Here is an 18,183-nt window from a genome sequence, read left to right on the forward strand (position 1 = left end):
TTCACTCCAGCCTCGTGCTCACGCAGCACGCCTATGATCTGATCCTCGGTAAAACGGCCTCGCCGCATCGCTCGTCTCCATCTGACCAGCTAACTTACCAATGGCATGATTTCCGGGGAGCAGGTCACTCCCTCACATCGCTTGCGCTTCCCGGACACAGCGACAGGCTGGATGTCAGCACGTCGATCTGCTCTCGCAATTGCTCTCCAGGGGGCACGCCGCGGGCACCAACCCACGACCCGCAATGATCGTAATGTTGCCCCCCTTCCGCCGGACCTTTCCAAACGCCACAGAAACAAGCCAGCGGTACTCGCACGGTAAACGCAGTCTGAGCGCTAAGCGCTCCAGCTGCAGATCCGCCTTGAACGCCGCTCGTGCCGGCTGGTCTTGATGGCCGATCGGCCGGGCGCCCCCCGAAGTGGCGGCATGAGCCCGTACCGGACAGACAGGTCTCCTCTACTTGACTGCAACGCTTGCACCTGGCAATCGGGCGGGCGAATGTCCGACGGTCGGCCGCAGGTGGCTCGACCGGAGGAGAGCCGGTGCCGAAGCGCAACCGCAAGCAGATACAGGACGAGGCCATCGCGGTATCCGCTCGATACGAGCGGTGCGAAGATGATGGCCCGGGCACAAAGCTAACGTTGCGTGTCGGTAAGGCGGCACGGGTCGCAGCTGCCCTCGCCTTCGCGGCTGCTGCAGCTCCGCTTGCAGCCATCGCCTTTGCAGTTGTGAGACTTCGCTGTTGCGGAAGTGCAGCGAACGGAGCTCAGCCTGCCGCTTGGGTGGCGGTCGGCCTTGTTGTGGTTCTAGTCGCAAGCATTGCCGCCATCCTGGTCGGAGGAATAGCTGAGCTCTGCGCCCGCACAGCGCGGCGGCGACGGTGCAGAGCAAGCGCGATTTTGTCAGTTGAGCAGCCGAACGAATAGGCAGCAGCCGTCGATCCACACGCTTCTCTACCAGTAAAGGCCCGTTTTCAGACACTGCTGCCATCGACGATAAGCTCTCGATCTGCCCGTCTCGTCGGAGCTCAAAGCAGCGTCCGCACGGAACTTCTGCTCACACTCCACCTTGTTACCGGCGCTGCCCTGCTCAGCTGGTGCTGGCCGCTGCACTTCGGCGAACCCAAGCAGTGCCTTCATCTCTGGCGATTTGGCAAGCTGTGGCGCAGTCTGCCCGTCCTTGTTGCGCAAGTCCTTACGCGCACCGTGACTCAGCAGGATCCTGGCCAGATCCACCCGATCGCGGTCGGCCGCCTGATGAAGAAGCGACCAGCCGTATTCATCTTGCTGGTTCACATCGACACAATCCTCGATCAATCCAGTGAGTTCATCCGGGTGATTATACCAGATGGCGTCCTTGGCCTTCAGGAATGGTCGCAGGGCTGGTGAGCGTCCGTCGTTGATCTTTTCAGCGCGAACCATGGCGCACATCCCGTTGGAGCGCCCGGGCGTCGCGGGAGACGCAAACGCGAGGGGCTCTGGGCCGGTGGACGCAGTGCTGGGAGGCACCGGCGCCCGCGTCATTGCTTTGCGGATCTCGGCTTTGACCATCGTGCCGATTGCCATTTGATAGGGCGTCATTCCGATGGCGGACTTGAGGTTAGGATCTGCCCCGCGCTCCAGCAGTGCCTTCACCATCTCAAGATTGCCGGCGCCGGCCGCATAGTGGAGAAGGCTGTATCCTTCATCCGTCTGCATGTTTACATCGAACTGGCCACTATCGATGATCTGTAGAGCCGCCTGGTTCTCTTTCGTCTGCAGATAGTATCGTGCATTATCAAACGGATCGGCGGCAGCAACAGAGACTGTGGACAAGAGAACAGCAGATACGCTGATGATCAACTTACGAAACATGTCCGTCCCCCCTTTACGCCCGTCTAGCCCGAACGATCGCAGCTGCGGTAGGCGCTAGGATCTCGCATGATCTTGCTGATCAACGAAACCTGCCGAAGATTCTGGTACACATAGCCAGTCGAGTCAATGTGGTCAGATGACGGCAGGACGCCTTCTTGTGCGACTAGACACGGGCGACACTATCTCGAAAAGTTGAACTCGGCGTCGCTTTTGCAGCGAGTCGGTTCAAGCCATTCTCTGCTCCGGGCTTGCGGGCAGGGGCATGCAGTTGGAATCTCGGTCAGATCCTGCTCGATTTGGCGCGACGAAGCTGTGCATGATCAGGCATGCGCGCCGGGGGCCTCGAAATTGGGGCGCGCCTTCGCAGGTGAAAGGCGCGCCGTACCCCTCTACTTGGACGCAGTCTCCATCTCCAGGTACTTAAGTGTAACCGACCCGATCAGCGGCTTGACCCGATCAGCGGCTTGCTGTTCCTCTTCACGCGATCGATCGATCCATGACTTGTGCTCCTTGAAGCCTGCCGCTTCGGCCAGCGTTGCAAGCGAGGTGTAGGCGGCGATCTGATAAAATTGGTAGCCGTATCCGGTGAACATGTTCTTGAGGTGCGTGTCCGGAAACACCGCGTGTACCGCAGCGCCGACGGTGCCGACGGTCTGTGTTACCGCTTCCTTGATCGTGGAAGCGCTACCGCCAGTCTCCTCCAGGGCGCGCTCGATACGGGCAATCTGCTCGCGTGTGGTGGCGCAGTGCGCTTCCAAGATCGCAGCGTATTCGGGAAAGTTCTGGAGATGCGTAAGCTGCGTCTCCATCATCTGCAAACCTTGCTTCTCCGCCGCGTGGGTAGCGGAGAGTGAGCTCTGGTAAACGGCTTTGGCGTCGGCAGTCATCACGAAATCCTCTTCAGCTGCGTGGCCGTTCAACCCACGGCGTTTCGCCGCGTTCCACGTACCGGCCTGAAGCGCGGTGTGCGCAACGCGCGTGCTGGCCGACGGATGTGCCCCAGGGATGATGAACAGCGAGGATGAGTAGCCTGCTGGCCTCCACAGGGTACGCTAGGCTGATGCTGAAGAGCGGCCGTCGATCGCCGCGTAAAAGGAGCCGGCTCGGTGCGCGGGTGCCTGCCCGGCGAGCTCGGTTCCCGCATCCTGAAAGGATACGCCGGCTGCTTCCGGCGGCGGGGGCGAGAGAAACTCTGTCGTAGAGGATCGTGTGAGGTGAAGTGACCACCGTCACCAAGCGTTCGGAAATGCTCGTCATGAGAGGCCGGGCTCGGACGTACGAGGCGGGAACGTTCGACCATCGGCTTGATAGCGGGTTTGCTTGCGCTGTTCGGAGGCTGGCACAGCAAACGCGGCGAGGGCCAGTATGATACTCCTGATTGGTAGGGGCGGACCGAAAGGCCCGCCCTCATCGTCAATGCTTCGGCGGGGTCTGTCCGGCATCTGCCGCGCTGTCGCCATAGACTTCGCCCGTGGAACCGTTGCGGTCGGTGGAACCATAAGCATTCACAGCAGTCGAGCTCGACGTCGGGCCGGCGCCTGTGGCCGTGCCACCCGCACTCACGCCACCAGTTGCACGATTACGGTCGGTGTAGATCGAGCCTGCACCGTAGGTCGAAGAGGAGCTTCCTTCGGCCCGCTGCTGGCGCTGCTGAGCGCGATCATGGCGCTTCTTCTGGCCCTGGCTCATCGTGCCGGCAGAGGCGCCGCCAGCCACTGAACCCTGCGGAGTCGACACACTAGCGCCTCCGCCGGCCGTTGTTTGCGCATGAGCCGTGGCGCTCAGAAGACCAGCGGCGGCAACCGTCGCGAACATGGAAGTGATACGCATCTTACTCTCCAAATTCTGGTCCTCTTTCAGGAAGAGAACGGGAGTAAAGCGAATGAGAGTGGAGAAAGTTCATCATTCGTGGGGGTGGGACGGGTCCTCGATGCTTGTCGGAGCGAGCGAATTGCCGGATATTTCGTCTGAAATCGCGAGAGGTTCGGCGCCATCCATGACCGTTTCTTCTGACGGTAACAGGACCGCCGCCGCGCGCTCGATCTCCCATGCACGATCCTCCGCCTTCCAGCGCGCTTCCAGCCTCTCGAGTTCGTCGGTCCAGTTCTTGTCCGCCGAAGCCTGCTGCGGAGAGAAAGACATTTGGCCGCTCTCGTAAAGTGGTCCGCCCCATGTTGATCGTGGGGCATTATCGATGGTTCCACTCTCCACCTGGCCACTCAGCGGCTGGCGGGCTCCCAACAACGTAAGCGGTGGCTCGCCAGTCCCGGGAAGTGGCGTGATTTGGCCGACCGCGAACTTGGCTATCAAAATTCCGCCCAGCGCGCTGCCGAAAATCCCGGTTGCTGTGATCGTCCACAGCTTGCCCGCAACAGCCCGCCGCCTTCGGCGCCACTCCCGTGTCATGCCCGGCCCCTTCGTTGTGGCGGATGAACGAGTCTGCCCGACGGGCGTTCCACGGAACTGACGGTATCGACCGGTCAAGCTAAGGGGGGCGTCGAACGTGGTGCGACAATCGGCCCTCTCGACCGGCCGCCACCTGGGGCCAGGACGGCTTGCGGCGCTGGTATAGGGTGCGCAGGCAATCCGGAGCCGGCGCTGATCGCCCGTTTTCGACTCGATCTCGGAACTGCATGATCGTGATCCCGTTCTTGCGCGAGCGTAGCAGTAAAGGAGAGCCCACATGTACCGAGCAACTCGGTTCATCCGTTATTCGGTGCTGTTGTCCTTTGGGGCGTCTCAAGCGTGGGCCCAGTCCGCTGACCCGGATAACTCTGCGGCGCCAGTCCAGGTACAAGCGCCAGTCCAGGTGCAAACAGAGGGGGCCGAAGCTGCTGTGCCGCCTCAGGTTGAGGCGCAGCAGCAACCGCAAGCAGCGCCTTGCCCCGCGCCCGGTGAGAAGGTCGAGGTGAAGGAAGAGTCAGCGCTGGCAAAGGAGGGCGGCGCTGCAGCAGGCGGAACAGCGGCACAAATCGCTGCCGCTTCCGTGCTCGGCCCGGTTGGCGCGGCGGTCGCAGCCGTGGTCGGCGCTCACGCAGGCAAGAAGGCAGGCAGCGCCGTCAAGAAGACGAAAAAGGTTGAGGCAGCCCAGCTCAGGCCGGAATGCGCCGCCGAGGGCTCTCAGCAAGAGGCGCAGCCCGAAGAGATCGCGCAAACGACGGACCAGCAAGGCGCTGGGCCCGCCAGCGACATGCAGCCGCGGCGTTAACAACGGCTAAAAACGGGCCGTGCTGTGGTTCGTGGGCCGTAACATCGCATCGCAACCCGAACGGTTTGAATGGCGCAGCGAGCCCGCCCGCGCAAAGCTGCGTTGCTGCCGCTCAGCCACATTGATGCTTCACCCTCATCCGCGCGCGCTCAAACCCACCATGCCCAACGTGTGGCTCCCTAGAAGCGCCGCGAGGGGGCGCGGTACGCCAATTGCGAGACTGATGCGGGGGCATGCAGTTCAACGGGCGTAAACGCTCCAGGCAGCACCCGACCGAGCGCACGGCTGAAGGCCTTTACAGCAGCTATTCAACGCCTTGTCTTGTGGAAGTGGTGGTGCCGCTTACAGGACTCGAACCTGTGACCCCCGCATTACGAATGCGATGCTCTACCAGCTGAGCTAAAGCGGCATCGGCGCCCTGGCGAGCGCGCTGGAGCGGGCCGCCTAGCAGCCTGTTCTGGCCGATGCAAGCGGGCTGGGCTTTACGTGCTCTTTACCATGGCTGCGGCAGAAGCGCTGATGGGCACAAGCTCCAAAGGATTGATCGAATGGATATCCGCGGCTTCGACCGTGCGCGCGCCGACCGGGGCGATGATCCGACCGAGGGCGGGATCGGCGAGGCGACCAAGGTGATTGGCGGCGATGAGCGCCGCATGCACGTGCGTGCGTACAATCATTGGGTGTCGCTGCTGAAAGGCGGAAAATATCCCGCGATCACCGACCTTGATCCGGCCGGCGGCATGGACTTCAGCGGCCACGGCGTCTTGCTGGACTTCACGGATGGCGAGGACGATCCGGCGATCAGCTTCCTGGGGGAGGCGCTTCGGGAGGAGTCGGGGGTCGATCGGGCGATTACCCGCATCGGTGAGGTGCCGGCTCGCTCGCTGCTGTCGCGGCTGACGGATCATTACCTTCAGATCATCGCCAATCGTGCGCCCATCGGGTTCGAGGCGGAGTTCGTCGGCACCCGCGGGCATAACACGCTGTATCGCGGCATCCTGATGCCATTCACGTCAAACGGCGAGGCGATCGACTTTGTTTACGGCGTGATCAACTGGAAGGAGATCGTCGGAGCGACGGTGCAGGCCCAACTCGATGCCGAGCTTGCGGCCGCGGTGCGCAGCGCGCCCCGCGTCGAGGCGTCGCCGGCTGTTTGGGCGGACGGCCCGAGTGCGCTGCGCGATGACGCCGCGCACGTCGGCCGTACGTCGCTTGCAACGCTGGCGCTCGACATGCCGGCGGTGGCGGACCAGTTGGTCGTGCTGCTGGCAAAGGCGCGCGGCGACGGCATGTTCGACGTGCTTGGCGGGATCGTCGATGATGACGGCCTTGTCGCACGGGTGGATTCAGCGCTCGACTGAGGTCGGAGCCGGGCCGAGTTCAGGCCGCCGCGATGGTAACATCGGTAACCGGGGTTGAGCCGCGCGCCCGGCAGGCGCATAGGCTGTGGCATGTCGAAAGCTTCGATGAAGGCGCTCACGCAAGCGCTCGCCGATCGGCTCACCAAGGGCGCCCTTCCTGGAGAATTGGACGGCTTCGGCCCGGAGGAGCAGCTGGAGGCTGCTGCCTTCCTTGCCGCCACGGCGCAGACGCGCGCGCCCGGCAGCGTGGCGATCGCGCTGGAGCCGTTGCCGGGTGACGGCGGCCAGCGGCGCATGCGGCTGGCGATCGTCAATGACGACATGCCCTTCCTGGTCGATTCGATCGCCGGTGCGATTGCCGCGCATGACATCGCGATCAACCGCATCATTCACCCGATCGTCCCGGTCCGGCGCGATGCCGAGGGCGCGCTGGAGGGCGTCGACGAGGCGGGTGCGCGCGAATCAATGATCTATATCGAAACCGATCGCGCCGATGCGCGCGATCGGCGCGGCCTGATCGACGATCTTACCGCCGATCTCGCCGACGTGCGCGTGGCGGTGGCCGACTGGCGGCGCATGCAGGCGACGCTCGCCGCGGACGCGGCCAGCATCGAAGATACCGGCGGCGATCACGATGGCGCCGCGCTGCTGCGCTGGTTCCTCGACCGGCATTTCACGCTACTGAGCCACGAGCGCTGGCTGACCGACGGCACGATCGACGGCGAACCACTGGGCATCGCGCGCAACGCACATGAGCCGCCGCTGCTCGCAGAGCGCTCGCGGCGACTGGCGGTCGATTATTTCAACAGCGGAAAGCCCGCGCCGCTGCTGCTGAAATCGAGCCTGCTCTCGCCCGTCCACCGCCGCGTGCCGCTGGACCTCGTCGTCGTGCCGATCCGCCGCGGGTCGACGATCGCGGGCCTGTCGATCCACGCCGGCCTGTGGACCTCCGCCGCGCTCAACGCGCCGCCGCGAAGCGTGCCGGTGTTGCGCCAAAGGCTCGCGGACTTGGAGGTGAAGCTCGGCTTCGACCCGATCGGCCATACCGGCAAGGCGCTGACGCATGCTCTGGCGACGCTGCCGCATGATCTGGTCACGGCGATGTCGGCGGAGGGCGTGGAGGATCTGGCGCTCACCGCGATGAGCCTCGCCGATCGGCCGCGACCCAAGCTGGTGCTGGTGCGATCCGCGCTGGGGCGCCATCTGTTCGCCTTTGTCTGGCTGCCGCGTGACGATGTGGCGACCACGCGCCGCGTAGCGATCGGCGACATGTTGGCGGAGGCCGCGAACGGCTCGATCCTCAACTGGTCGATCGCGCTGGAGGACGGGCACGTCGCGCTGCTGCGCTACACCATCGACCTGCGCCAGGCCGGGGTGATGCCCGATGTCGGCTCGCTGGACGCCAGGCTCGAGAAGATGGTGCGCGGCTGGGACCGCGGCGTGGAGGCGGCGCTGGCCGACCGCATCGCGCCGGCGCGCGCGGCGCGGCTCGCGATCCGCTGGGCGGGGACATTTCCACTCAACTACCGCAATGTATCGACGCCCGAGGAAGCGGCGGAGGACGTTCTGCGCGTGTCTGAACTGGCGGACGCCAGCGACCGTGCGGTGCACATCTATCCGCCCGCGCCGGGCGGCGATCACCGGCTGAAGATCTACAAGTCGCATGGTGCGCTCGCTTTGTCCGAAGCGGTGCCGGTGCTGGAGAATTTCGGCTATCGCGTAATCGGCGAGCTGCCGACGCGGCTGCGCGACGATAGCGACAGCTTCGTCCATGATTTCATCGTCCAGCCGCAGGGCGACGTGGCGAACATCGATCGCGACGTGCTGGAGAATGCGATCACCGCGGTGCTGAAGGGCGCGGCGGAGAATGATTCGTTCAACCGGCTGATGCTGGTCGCGGGGCTGACCCCGTCCGCGGTGCTGCTGTACCGCGCCTGGTTCCGATACTTGCGTCAGGCGGGGCTGACCTATGGTCTGTCCACCGTCGCCGATGCGCTCGGCCGAGCGCCGGCGCTCGCCAAGGCGCTGATCGATCGCTTCACGCTGGCGCACGATCCGGTGGCGAAGGGCGATGTCGCCACGATCGATGCAGAGATCGCCGCGGGGCTCGACGCCGTCAATGCGATCGACGACGATCGCATCCTGCGCGCGTTCAAGGCCGTCATCAACGCGACGCTGCGCACCAACGCCTTTGCGCCCGCCGCCGCCGAGGCGCTGGCGTTCAAGCTCGACAGCAGCCGGATTCCGGGCCTGCCCGCGCCGCTGCCGTGGCGCGAAGTGTGGGTGTACAGCCCCCGCGTCGAGGGCATCCACCTGCGCGCCGGCCCGGTCGCGCGCGGCGGCCTGCGCTGGTCCGACCGGCGCGACGATTTCCGCACCGAGATCCTCGGGCTGATGAAGGCGCAGCGCGTCAAGAACGCCGTCATCGTGCCGACCGGCGCGAAGGGCGGCTTCTACGCCAAGCAACTGCCCAATCCGGCCACCGATCGCGACGCCTGGTTCGCCGAGGGGACGGAAAGCTATCGCATCTTCATCCGCACGCTTCTGTCCATCACCGACAATATCGTCGCCGGCAAGGTGGTGCATCCCGAAGGCGTGCGGGTCCATGATGGCGAGGATCCCTATTTCGTCGTCGCCGCCGACAAGGGCACTGCGACGTTCAGCGATGTCGCCAATGCCATCGCGCTGGAACGTGGCTTCTGGCTAGGCGATGCCTTCGCGAGCGGCGGCAGCCAGGGCTATGATCACAAGGCGATGGGCATCACCGCCAAGGGCGCCTGGATCTCGGTGCAGCGCCATTTCGCCGAGCGCGGGGTGAACGTTCAGAGTGACTTGATCCGCGTCGTCGGCTGCGGCGACATGTCGGGCGACGTGTTCGGCAACGGCATGCTGCTGTCGCAGACGCTCAAGATCGTCGCGGCCTTCGATCACCGCCACATCTTCCTCGATCCCAATCCCGACCCCGCAGCGAGCTGGGCGGAGCGGGCGCGGCTGTTCGCGCTGCCGCGGTCGAGCTGGGAAGATTATGACAAGAGCCTGATTTCGGCCGGCGGCGGCGTCTTCCCGCGTAGTGCCAAGACGATCCGGCTGACGCCCGAGGTGCAGGCCGCGCTGGGTGTTTCCGCGGCAGAACTGGAGCCAGCGGCGCTGATCTCGGCGATCCTGAAGGCACCGGTGGACCTGATCTGGTTCGGGGGCATCGGCACCTATGTGAAGGCTGCGAGCGAGAACAACGCCGCGGTCGGCGATCCCGCCAACGATCGGCTGCGCGTGGATGCGGAGGATTTGCGGGCCACTGCGGTCGGCGAGGGCGCCAATTTGGGGGTCACGCAGGCTGCGCGCATTGCCTTTGCGGGCCGGGGCGGGCGGATCAATACCGACTTCATCGACAATTCGGCGGGCGTCGATTGTTCGGACAATGAGGTTAACATCAAGATCGCGCTCAACCGCGAGATGGCGGAAGGGCGGCTCGGCTTCGACGATCGCAATGCGCTGCTCGGTGCGATGACCGACGATGTCGCGCATCTCGTGCTAGAGGATAACCGGCTCCAGACACTGGCGCTGTCGATCGCCGAGCGGGCGGGGCCGCGCGGCGTGCCGAGCTATGTTCGCGCGATCGAGATCTTCGAGGCAGCCGGGCGGCTCGACCGCCGGGTCGAGGGACTGGCGGGCAACGAGGATCTGCTGCGCCGTTCGGCGGAGGGCAGGGGGCTCACCCGGCCCGAGCTCGCGGTGCTGCTGTCGACCGCCAAGCTCGCGTTGCAGGACGCGATCGAGACCGCCGGGCTGGGCGCCGATTCGTTGCTCGATCCCGATCTCCAGGCAGCCTTCCCGGCGGCGATGCAGGAGCAATTCGGCACGGCGATCCAGCAGCATCAGCTGCGCGGCGAAATCATCGCGACCAAGCTCGCCAATCGCATCGTCAACCGCATCGGGCTGCTCAGTCCGTTCGAGCTGGCGGAGGAAGAAGGTGCCGCACTGGGCGATGTCGCGGCAATGTTCGTCGTCGTCGAGCGGCTGTTCGATCTCGGCACCCTGTGGCGCGATATCGAGACCACCAACATGTCCGAGGACGGTCGCCTGGCACTGTTCGAGGGCGTGGCGCGCGCGGTGCGTTCGCAGGTGGCGGATTTGCTCCGCGTCGTGGCGCCGGGCACGCTCCCGGGCGAGGTACTGGGGCGGATCGGCGCGGGCGTCGCCAAGCTGGAAGGGCAGACCAGCGACTTGCTGCTCCAGGAAGCGCGGGCCGAGAGCGCGCGTATGGCGGAGTCGTTGGCTGCCGCGGGCGCGCCCGATGGGTTGGCCGCGCGGGTCGTGCGCTTGCATGAGATGGACGGGGCGATCGGCCTCGTCGATCTCAGTGCCAAGTCGAAGACCGATGAAACCGCGCTGACCCGCGCCTATACGCGGCTCGGCGAGGCGCTGGGGCTCGATTGGGCACAGGCGGCGGCGGCGCGACTGTCTCCGTCGGATCCATGGGAGCGGCTGCTGGTAGCGGGGCTGGTGCGCGACTTCGAGCAAATGCGGCTCGACTTCCTCGATCGCGAGGCCCAGCGCGATCCCGATTCGGCCGTCGCTGCGTGGTTGACGGAGCATCAGGCGCAGGTGGCGCGATTTGTCGCGGTGGTTGCCCGTGCCCGCCAGGCGGCGAGCCCCAGCGCGGCGATGCTGGCGCAGGTGGCGAACCAGGCGCGGATGCTGTTGGTGCGGTGATCTTGGTCCCTCCCTTTTTGGGGGCGGGGCCATTTAGTTGCTTCGACCGCCACTCAACGCTGAGTCAGCCGGGCCTCGGGCCGAGTCCCTCGTCGGCGAACGCGAAAGCTCCGGGTGTGCGGAGCGCCGGCGGCTGCTAGGACAAGTTGGGCGTGGCACGCGCCGTTAGCGACGCGCTTTATCGCCCGCCTCGTACGGCGCTCAGCGTCGTGCCAGCGGTAATCTGCTCTACATCGGTTTTGAGGTGCAGCAGCCGCACGCCTTTCTCCGCCATCGCCCGTGCCAAGGCTGGCGCGAAATCCTCGGTACGCTCCACCGTCTCCGCCCAGGCGCCATAGGCCCGGGCAAGCAGCATAAAATCCGGATTCATCAGCCGCGTTGCCGACTGACGACCGGGGAATTCGCGCTCCTGGTGCATGCGGATCGTGCCGTAAGCGCCGTTGTCGACCACGATCACCAGCAAGTCCACGCCGTGCTGGACCGCAGTCGCCAGCTCCTGCCCGTTCATCAGGAAATCGCCATCGCCGGCCAGCGCAACCACGACCCTGTCGGGCCGGCGCAACGCCGCCGCAACTGCCGCCGGTACCCCATAGCCCATCGCACCGGCGGTTGGGGCGAGCTGCGTGCCCGGCCCCGCATAGGGCCAGTAGCGATGCCACCATCCGGAGAAATTCCCCGCACCGTTGCAGATGATTGTGTCCGCCGGCAGCGCCGCTCGCATCGCCGCGACACAGGGGCCGAGATCGAGCGCCACCCCCTCCCGCTCCCGCGGCGTCGACCAGGCGTGATACGCGTCATGCGCCTCCAGATCATGCGGGTGCGCGGGGCCATCCACCAGTGCCAGCGCCTCGCCGAACTCTGCCATGGTGGCGCAGATCGCGAGATCGGTGCGATAGGTCATGCCAAGCTCATTGGCATCGGGATGGACGTGAACGAGCCGCTGGCCGGGATGTTCGGGTGTGATCAGCGTGTAGCCATCCGTCGTCGCCTCCCCGAGCCGCGCGCCGATCACCACCAACAGGTCCGCCGCCTTTACCCGCGCGACCAGCGCAGGGTTGGGGCCATAGCCCAGGTTGCCGGCATAAGCGGGGCAGCTGTTGGGCACGGCATCCTGACGGCGGAAGGCGGCCGCCAGCGGCACGCCAGTGCGATCGGCCCAAGCGGCGATGTCCTGTCCGGCCGGTGCGTCCCAGCCGGCGCCGCCGATGATCGCCACCGGCCGCTCGGCCGTGGCGAGAAGGTCGGCGAGTTGCTCCATGGCGTCGGGATCGGGCGCCTGGCCGACCCGTTCGACGCGTGGACGATCGATCGCCTCCACCTGGTCGAGCAGCATGTCCTCGGGCAGCGCGAGCACCACCGGACCGGGGCGGCCGTTCATCGCCACCGCATAAGCGCGGGCGACATATTCGGGGATTCGGCGCGCGTCGTCGATCCGCGCCGCCCATTTGGCGATCGGCGCGAACATGGCGGCAAAGTCGATCTCCTGAAACGCCTCGCGATCGCGCGTCCCGCGATCAACGTCACCAATGAACAGGATCATCGGCTGCGAATCTTGGCAAGCCACATGGACGCCGATCGACGCATTCGTGGCACCCGGCCCGCGGGTGACGAAGGCGATGCCGGGGCGGTGCGTCAGCGTGCCATCGGCACAGGCCATGAACGCGACTCCACCCTCCTGCCGGCAAGTGACAACCTCGATCTGCGGGGTATCGACCAACGCATCGAGCACGGCGAGGAAGCTTTCCCCCGGCACGGTGAAGATCCGGTCGCAGCCCTGCGCGACGAGCTGATCGACCAGAATGCGGCCGCCGGTGCGTGTGATGGTCTCCATGCGGGCGAGTGTAGAACGACTCGGCGGCAAGGCAAACCGGACTCCGGTTCAGTCCGAAGCGGCACGGCGCGAGCATATGACTTGCTAAGCCGATCGCCTTAGACAATCCTTCCGCGCAAAACAGGAGGAGAGGATCATGGCCGATTTCGAGCTGGTGACGGACGGACTGCGTTTTCCCGAAGGCCCGGTGATGATGCCTGACGGCAGCATCGTACTGGTCGAGATCGAGCCCGGCCGTATTACCCGCGTGCAACCGGATGGCAGCAAGGAAACGGTGGCGGAGCCCGGCGGCGGCCCCAACGGCCTGGCGCTCGGGCCGGACGGCATGCTCTATTGCTGCAACAACGGCGGGTTCGACTGGCACGAGAATAACGGCATGCTCGCGCCCGGCGGCATCGCATCCAATTATTCGGGCGGGCGGATCGAGCGGATCGATCCCGCGACCGGCGCGGTGGAGGTGCTCTACAAGTCCGGCGATTTCGGCTGCGTGCTGCGCGGGCCCAACGACATCGTGTTCGACGCGCATGGCGGCTTCTGGTTCACCGATCATGGCAAGATGGACCACAAGAAGCGCATCCACGACGTGGTCGGCATCTTCTACGCCAAGGCGGATGGCAGCCATTTGGAGGAAGTCGTCTTTCCCTCCAACAACCCCAATGGCTGCGGCCTCTCGCCCGACGGCAAATGGCTCTATGCAGCCGAGACCTACACCTGCCGGCTGATGAAGTTCGCTGTGACCGCACCAGGCAAGGTGGATGCGAGCGCCGGTGTCGGCGGCCCCGGCATCCCCGTCTATCGCCCGGCGGGGTGGAAGTTCTTCGATTCGCTTGCGGTGGAGGCGTCGGGCAACGTGTGCGTCGCGACGATCGGCGAAAGCGGCATCAGCGTGATCTCGCCCGAGGGTGAGCTGGTCGAGTTTGTGTCAACCGACGATGTGTTCACCACCAACATCTGCTTTGGCGGCGAGGACATGCGCGATGCGTATCTGACGCTGTCAGGCACCGGCCGGCTGGTGAAGACGCGGTGGAACCGGCCGGGGCTGAAGCTGCAATATTGAGCTTTTTCCTCGTCATGCCGGGCTCGTCCCGGCATCCACCGGTCCGCACATCCTACGTCTGTGGAGTGCGGTGATGGGTGGATGCCGGGACGAGCCCGGCATGACGCACGTTTGCCTTCCCCCCTCACCCCGTTAAGGAAACTGCATGCGCGATACCGTGATTTTCGATTTCGGCGGGGTGATCACCTCATCTCCCTTTGAGGCGTTCAACCGGCTGGAGCGCGAGCGCGGGTTGCCGCATGACCTGATCCGCCGCATCAACGCGACCGACCCGGACGACAATGCCTGGGCCTTGTTCGAGCGAGCGGAGATCGACGCGGCGGGCTTCGACGCCAAGTTCGCGGAGGAAGCGCGCGTGCTCGGCCACGAACTACGCGGCGAGGATGTGCTTTCGCTGCTGTCCGGCGACATCCGCCCGCGCATGGTTCACGCGCTGGATTGGTTGAAGCGCGGCGGCTATCACATCGGCTGCATCACCAACAACGTGCCGGCGGGCGAAGGTGCGGGCATGTCGCGCACGGCCGAAAAGGCCGCCAAGGTTGCCGAGATCATGGCGCGGTTTGACCATGTGATCGAATCGAGCAAGGTCGGCATCCGCAAGCCCGATCCGCGCATCTATCAGATGATGCTGGACACGCTGGGCAAGCCGGCGGCGAATTGCGTGTACCTCGATGACCTCGGCATCAACTGCAAGCCGGCCGCCGCGCTGGGCATCCACGCGATCAAGGTGACGGGGGAGGCTCAGGCGCTGGACGATTTGGCGGATGCGCTGGGGGTCGAGCACGGGGTGTTCTGATTCGCCCGCCGCTGCACGCGCGCAATCTTTGTTCCCGTCGGAAGCATCTACTCTTCCATTAGTTGCGCGATCTCGGTTAAGGGCGCCGCATCATGGCCAGTCGTCCCCTCACCTTGTACGAGAAAGTCTGGGCCGCGCACGTCGTCGAACGCCGCGACGATGGCACGTGCCTGATCTATATCGATCGTCACCTCGTCCACGAAGTCACCAGCCCGCAGGCCTTCGAGGGGCTCCGCGCCGCCGGCCGCCGTGTGCGCCGTCCCGACCTGACGCTCGCGGTTCCGGATCACAACCTTCCGACGACCGCTCGGGTCGATGCCGAAGGCCGCGAACTGCCGATCGCCGATGCCGAAAGCGCGACACAGCTGAGCGCGCTGCGCCACAACGTCTCCGAGTTCGACGTGCCCTATATCGACGCGCTTGCCGCCGAACAGGGCATCGTCCACGTGGTCGGGCCGGAACAGGGCTTCACGCTTCCCGGTACGACGGTGGTCTGCGGCGACAGCCATACGTCGGCGCATGGCGCGCTAGGCGCGCTCGCCTTCGGCATCGGCACCAGCGAGGTCGAACATGTCCTTGCCACGCAGACGTTGCTGCTCAGCCCGTCCAAGACGATGGAAGTGCGTGTCGAGGGCAAGCTCGGCTTCGGCGTCAGCCCGAAGGACGTAATCCTCGCGATCATCGGCCGCATCGGGGCGGCGGGCGGAACCGGCTATGTTATTGAATATACCGGCAACGTGATCCGCGAAATGTCCGTCGAAGGGCGGCTGACCGTCGCCAACATGTCGATCGAGGCGGGCGCGCGCGCAGGCATGATCGCGCCGGACGATACTACTTTCGCGTACATCAAGGGCCGGCCCATGGCGCCGAAGGGCGCGGATTGGGACAAGGCGGTCGCGTGGTGGCGCAGCCTCGCGAGCGATCCGGGCGCGACCTACGACCGCACCGTCATCATCGACGCCGCCGAGATCGCCCCTGCGCTCACCTGGGGCACCAGCCCTGAGGACGTTGTCTCGATCACCGGCACCGTCCCCGCGCCCGACAGCTTCGCCGACGCCTCGAAGCGGGAAGCGGCGCAGAAGTCGCTCGATTACATGGGGCTGACGCCGGGAACTCGGCTGCAGGACGTGCCCGTCCAGCACGTCTTCATCGGATCGTGCACCAACAGCCGGATCGAGGATTTACGCGCCGCCGCCGCGGTGGCGGACGGTCGCCATGTCGCTGATGGCGTGCGGGCGATGGTCGTGCCCGGATCGGGTTTGGTGAAGCGGCAGGCTGAGGCCGAGGGGCTCGACCGCATCTTCGTCACCGCCGGGTTCGAGTGGCGCGAGCCGGGTTGTTCGATGTGCCTGGCCATGAACCCGGACAAGGTGCCGCCCGGTGAACGCTGCGCCTCTACGTCCAACCGCAATTTCGTCGGCCGGCAGGGGCCGGGTGCACGTACGCACCTGCTTTCTCCTGCGATGGCGGCCGCGGCGGCGGTGACCGGGCACTTGGCGGATGTTCGCGAGTTGATGGGGTGACTTCATCCTCGCTGCACCCCGGCGAAGGCCGGGGCCCAGTTGGGGAACGATCGTGATGGGTGCTGCGGACAGTTACATCCGCCTTCCCGGCTGCGCCCCGGCCTTCGCCGGGGAACAGCAGAAGAGTAAGAAGGACGCGTGATGAAGAAGGTATTCGTGCTGCTGATCGCGGGGTCGCTGTTGAGCGGCGTTGCCGCTTATGCCGCCATCGCCAAGCCCGCCGCGCTGGTGAAGGCTCGCCAGCGCTGATGGAGCCGGTCCGCACCGTCTCGGGCAAGGCCTATCCCTGGGGCGCCAAGAACGTCGACACCGACGTCATCATCCCCGCGCATTGGCTCAAGACGATCACGCGCGCCGGCCTCGGCCGCGGCGCGTTCGAAACGGTGCGCGCGCAGCCTGGCAACGTGTTCGACGACCCCGATTATGCCGGCAGCCCGATCCTGATCGCGGGCGACAATTTCGGCTGCGGATCGAGCCGCGAACATGCCGCCTGGGCGCTCGGCGACATGGGCATCAAGGCGGTGATCGCGCCGAGCTTCTCGGACATTTTCTCGGGCAATGCGTTCAAGAACGGAATCGTACCCGTCGTTCTGCCGCAGGAAGCGGTCGACCGGCTGGTCGAGGTTGCCAAGACCGATGAGGTCTCCGTCGATCTCGAGACGATGACGGTTACCACACCCTTCCAGGATCGCTTCCCCTTCTCGCTCGACCCGTTCCGCCGGCAATGCCTGATGGAGGGGCTGGACGAGGTCGGGCTGACGCTGGCAAGGGATACCGCGATTTCGAAATACGAGGCGATGCTGGACGAGCATCGCCCGTGGATCGCGGGAGAGAGCAATGCGAGGACTGTTGTCGAGGGCGCCGGGCGGACCTGAAACGCTGGAGATCGGGGAGCTTCCGGATCCCGTCGCCAAGCCCGGTGAAGTGATCGTCGCCGTGAAGGCCTGCGCGATCAACTATCCCGACGTGCTCATCATCCAGGACAAGTACCAGTTCAAGCCGCCCAGGCCGTTCGCGCCAGGCGGCGAGATGTCGGGCGTGGTCGAAAGCGTCGGCGAGGGCGTGACGGCGTGGAAGCCGGGCGACCGGGTGATGGGCAACACCGGCAATGGCGCGCTGGTCGAGAAGCTGGCGGTCAAGGCTGACAATATCTACGCCATTCCCGACGAGCGCTCGTTCGAGGAAGGCGCGGCGATGCTGCTGACCTATGGCACAACCATTCACGCGCTTGTCGATCGCGGCAACATCAAGGAAGGCGAGACCTTGCTGGTGCTCGGCGCCGCCGGCGGTGTCGGCCTTGCCGCGGTTGAGCTCGGCAAGGCACTCGGCGCGCGCGTGGTCGGCGCGGTGTCGAGCGAGGAAAAGGCGCAGGCGGTGCGCGACGCTGGCGCCGACGACGTCATCATCTACGGCCGCGCGCCGTTCTCCAAGGACGATAGCAAGACGCTGGCCGATACGTTCAAGGAAAAGGCAGGCAAGAACGGCTTCGACCTCGTCTATGATGCCGTCGGCGGGGATTATGCCGAACCGGCGCTTCGATCGATGGCTTGGGAGGGGCGTTACCTCGTAATCGGCTTCCCGGCCGGCATTCCCAAGATCGCGCTTAACCTGACCCTGCTGAAAAGCTGTGACATCCGCGGGGTGTTCTGGGGCGCCTATGCGGCGCGCGAGCCGGTGAAGAACCGCGCCAACATCAAGCAGCTGTTTGACCTTTGGCGCGAGGGCAAGATCGCGCCCAGGGTGACCGAGGTATTTCCGTTCGAGAAAGGCGGCGATGCGATCGCCAAGATGGCTGGTCGTGGAGCGATCGGGAAGCTGGTCGTCCGGGTCGCGGAGTAGGT

13 protein-coding genes and 1 tRNA gene are annotated in these 18,183 nt (G+C 65.4%); 8 read left to right on the forward strand and 6 right to left on the reverse strand.

Features of this window, described 5'->3' with window-relative positions; all coding sequences use genetic code 11:
• Positions 1-953: 953 nt before the first annotated feature.
• From SPHI_RS13610 to SPHI_RS14910, 4 genes are all read right to left on the reverse strand, one after another.
• Entirely contained in the window at positions 954-1,853 is a 900-nt protein-coding gene (locus SPHI_RS13610) for an ankyrin repeat domain-containing protein (protein ID WP_076745505.1), read from the reverse strand.
• 389 nt (positions 1,854-2,242) lie between these two features.
• Positions 2,243-2,740 (reverse strand): DUF892 family protein, encoded by a 498-nt coding sequence (locus SPHI_RS13615; RefSeq protein WP_076745537.1) that lies wholly within the window; start codon positions 2,738-2,740, stop codon positions 2,243-2,245.
• A 526-nt stretch (positions 2,741-3,266) separates the two neighbouring features.
• Positions 3,267-3,683: a hypothetical protein gene (locus SPHI_RS13620; RefSeq protein WP_076745506.1), complete on the reverse strand. Its 417-nt coding sequence runs from the start codon at positions 3,681-3,683 to the stop codon at positions 3,267-3,269.
• A 72-nt stretch (positions 3,684-3,755) separates the two neighbouring features.
• On the reverse strand, positions 3,756-4,259 hold the full coding sequence (locus tag SPHI_RS14910; protein WP_144036208.1) for a hypothetical protein: 504 nt from the start codon (positions 4,257-4,259) through the stop codon (positions 3,756-3,758).
• A gap of 277 nt (positions 4,260-4,536) precedes the next feature.
• Between SPHI_RS14910 and SPHI_RS13630 the strand changes: the two genes are divergently transcribed.
• A complete protein-coding gene (locus SPHI_RS13630) occupies positions 4,537-5,061 on the forward strand; it encodes a hypothetical protein (protein WP_076745508.1) in 525 nt (174 codons plus the stop codon).
• Positions 5,062-5,394: 333 nt separating this feature from the next.
• On the opposite strand, the gene SPHI_RS13635 is transcribed toward SPHI_RS13630, so the two are convergent.
• Positions 5,395-5,470: transfer RNA gene (locus SPHI_RS13635), tRNA-Thr, on the reverse strand.
• 139 nt (positions 5,471-5,609) lie between these two features.
• On the opposite strand from SPHI_RS13635, the gene SPHI_RS13640 reads away from it, so the two are divergent.
• Positions 5,610-6,422 carry a PAS domain-containing protein gene (locus SPHI_RS13640; protein ID WP_076745509.1) on the forward strand — a complete coding sequence of 271 codons (813 nt, stop codon included), beginning with the start codon at positions 5,610-5,612 and terminating at the stop codon, positions 6,420-6,422.
• Between the two features lie 90 nt (positions 6,423-6,512).
• Entirely contained in the window at positions 6,513-11,135 is a 4,623-nt protein-coding gene (locus SPHI_RS13645; protein WP_076745510.1) for an NAD-glutamate dehydrogenase, read from the forward strand.
• 178 nt (positions 11,136-11,313) lie between these two features.
• Here SPHI_RS13645 and SPHI_RS13650 read toward each other — a convergent pair whose 3' ends face one another.
• Entirely contained in the window at positions 11,314-12,966 is a 1,653-nt protein-coding gene (locus SPHI_RS13650) for a thiamine pyrophosphate-binding protein (RefSeq protein ID WP_076745511.1), read from the reverse strand.
• Positions 12,967-13,102: 136 nt separating this feature from the next.
• On the opposite strand from SPHI_RS13650, the gene SPHI_RS13655 reads away from it, so the two are divergent.
• The 5 genes from SPHI_RS13655 (at position 13,103) to SPHI_RS13675 (ending at position 18,181) form a co-directional block, all read left to right on the forward strand.
• Positions 13,103-14,023 (forward strand): SMP-30/gluconolactonase/LRE family protein, encoded by a 921-nt coding sequence (locus SPHI_RS13655; RefSeq protein ID WP_076745512.1) that lies wholly within the window; start codon positions 13,103-13,105, stop codon positions 14,021-14,023.
• A gap of 145 nt (positions 14,024-14,168) precedes the next feature.
• A complete protein-coding gene (locus SPHI_RS13660; RefSeq protein WP_076745513.1) occupies positions 14,169-14,819 on the forward strand; it encodes an HAD-IA family hydrolase in 651 nt (216 codons plus the stop codon).
• A 92-nt stretch (positions 14,820-14,911) separates the two neighbouring features.
• Positions 14,912-16,342, forward strand: coding sequence for a 3-isopropylmalate dehydratase large subunit (gene leuC / locus SPHI_RS13665; RefSeq protein WP_076745514.1), 1,431 nt, complete (start codon positions 14,912-14,914; stop codon positions 16,340-16,342).
• Positions 16,343-16,590: 248 nt separating this feature from the next.
• Positions 16,591-17,217, forward strand: a complete 627-nt coding sequence (leuD, locus tag SPHI_RS13670) for a 3-isopropylmalate dehydratase small subunit (protein WP_076745515.1) — start codon at positions 16,591-16,593, stop codon at positions 17,215-17,217.
• Positions 17,180-18,181, forward strand: a complete 1,002-nt coding sequence (locus SPHI_RS13675) for an NADPH:quinone oxidoreductase family protein (protein ID WP_096348775.1) — start codon at positions 17,180-17,182, stop codon at positions 18,179-18,181. Before leuD ends, SPHI_RS13675 begins: the two co-directional genes overlap by 38 nt.
• Positions 18,182-18,183: the final 2 nt, after the last annotated feature.

Origin of the sequence: Sphingomonas jeddahensis (genome assembly GCF_001981525.1) — a bacterium.
Classification (GTDB): Bacteria; Pseudomonadota; Alphaproteobacteria; order Sphingomonadales; family Sphingomonadaceae; genus Sphingomonas; species Sphingomonas jeddahensis.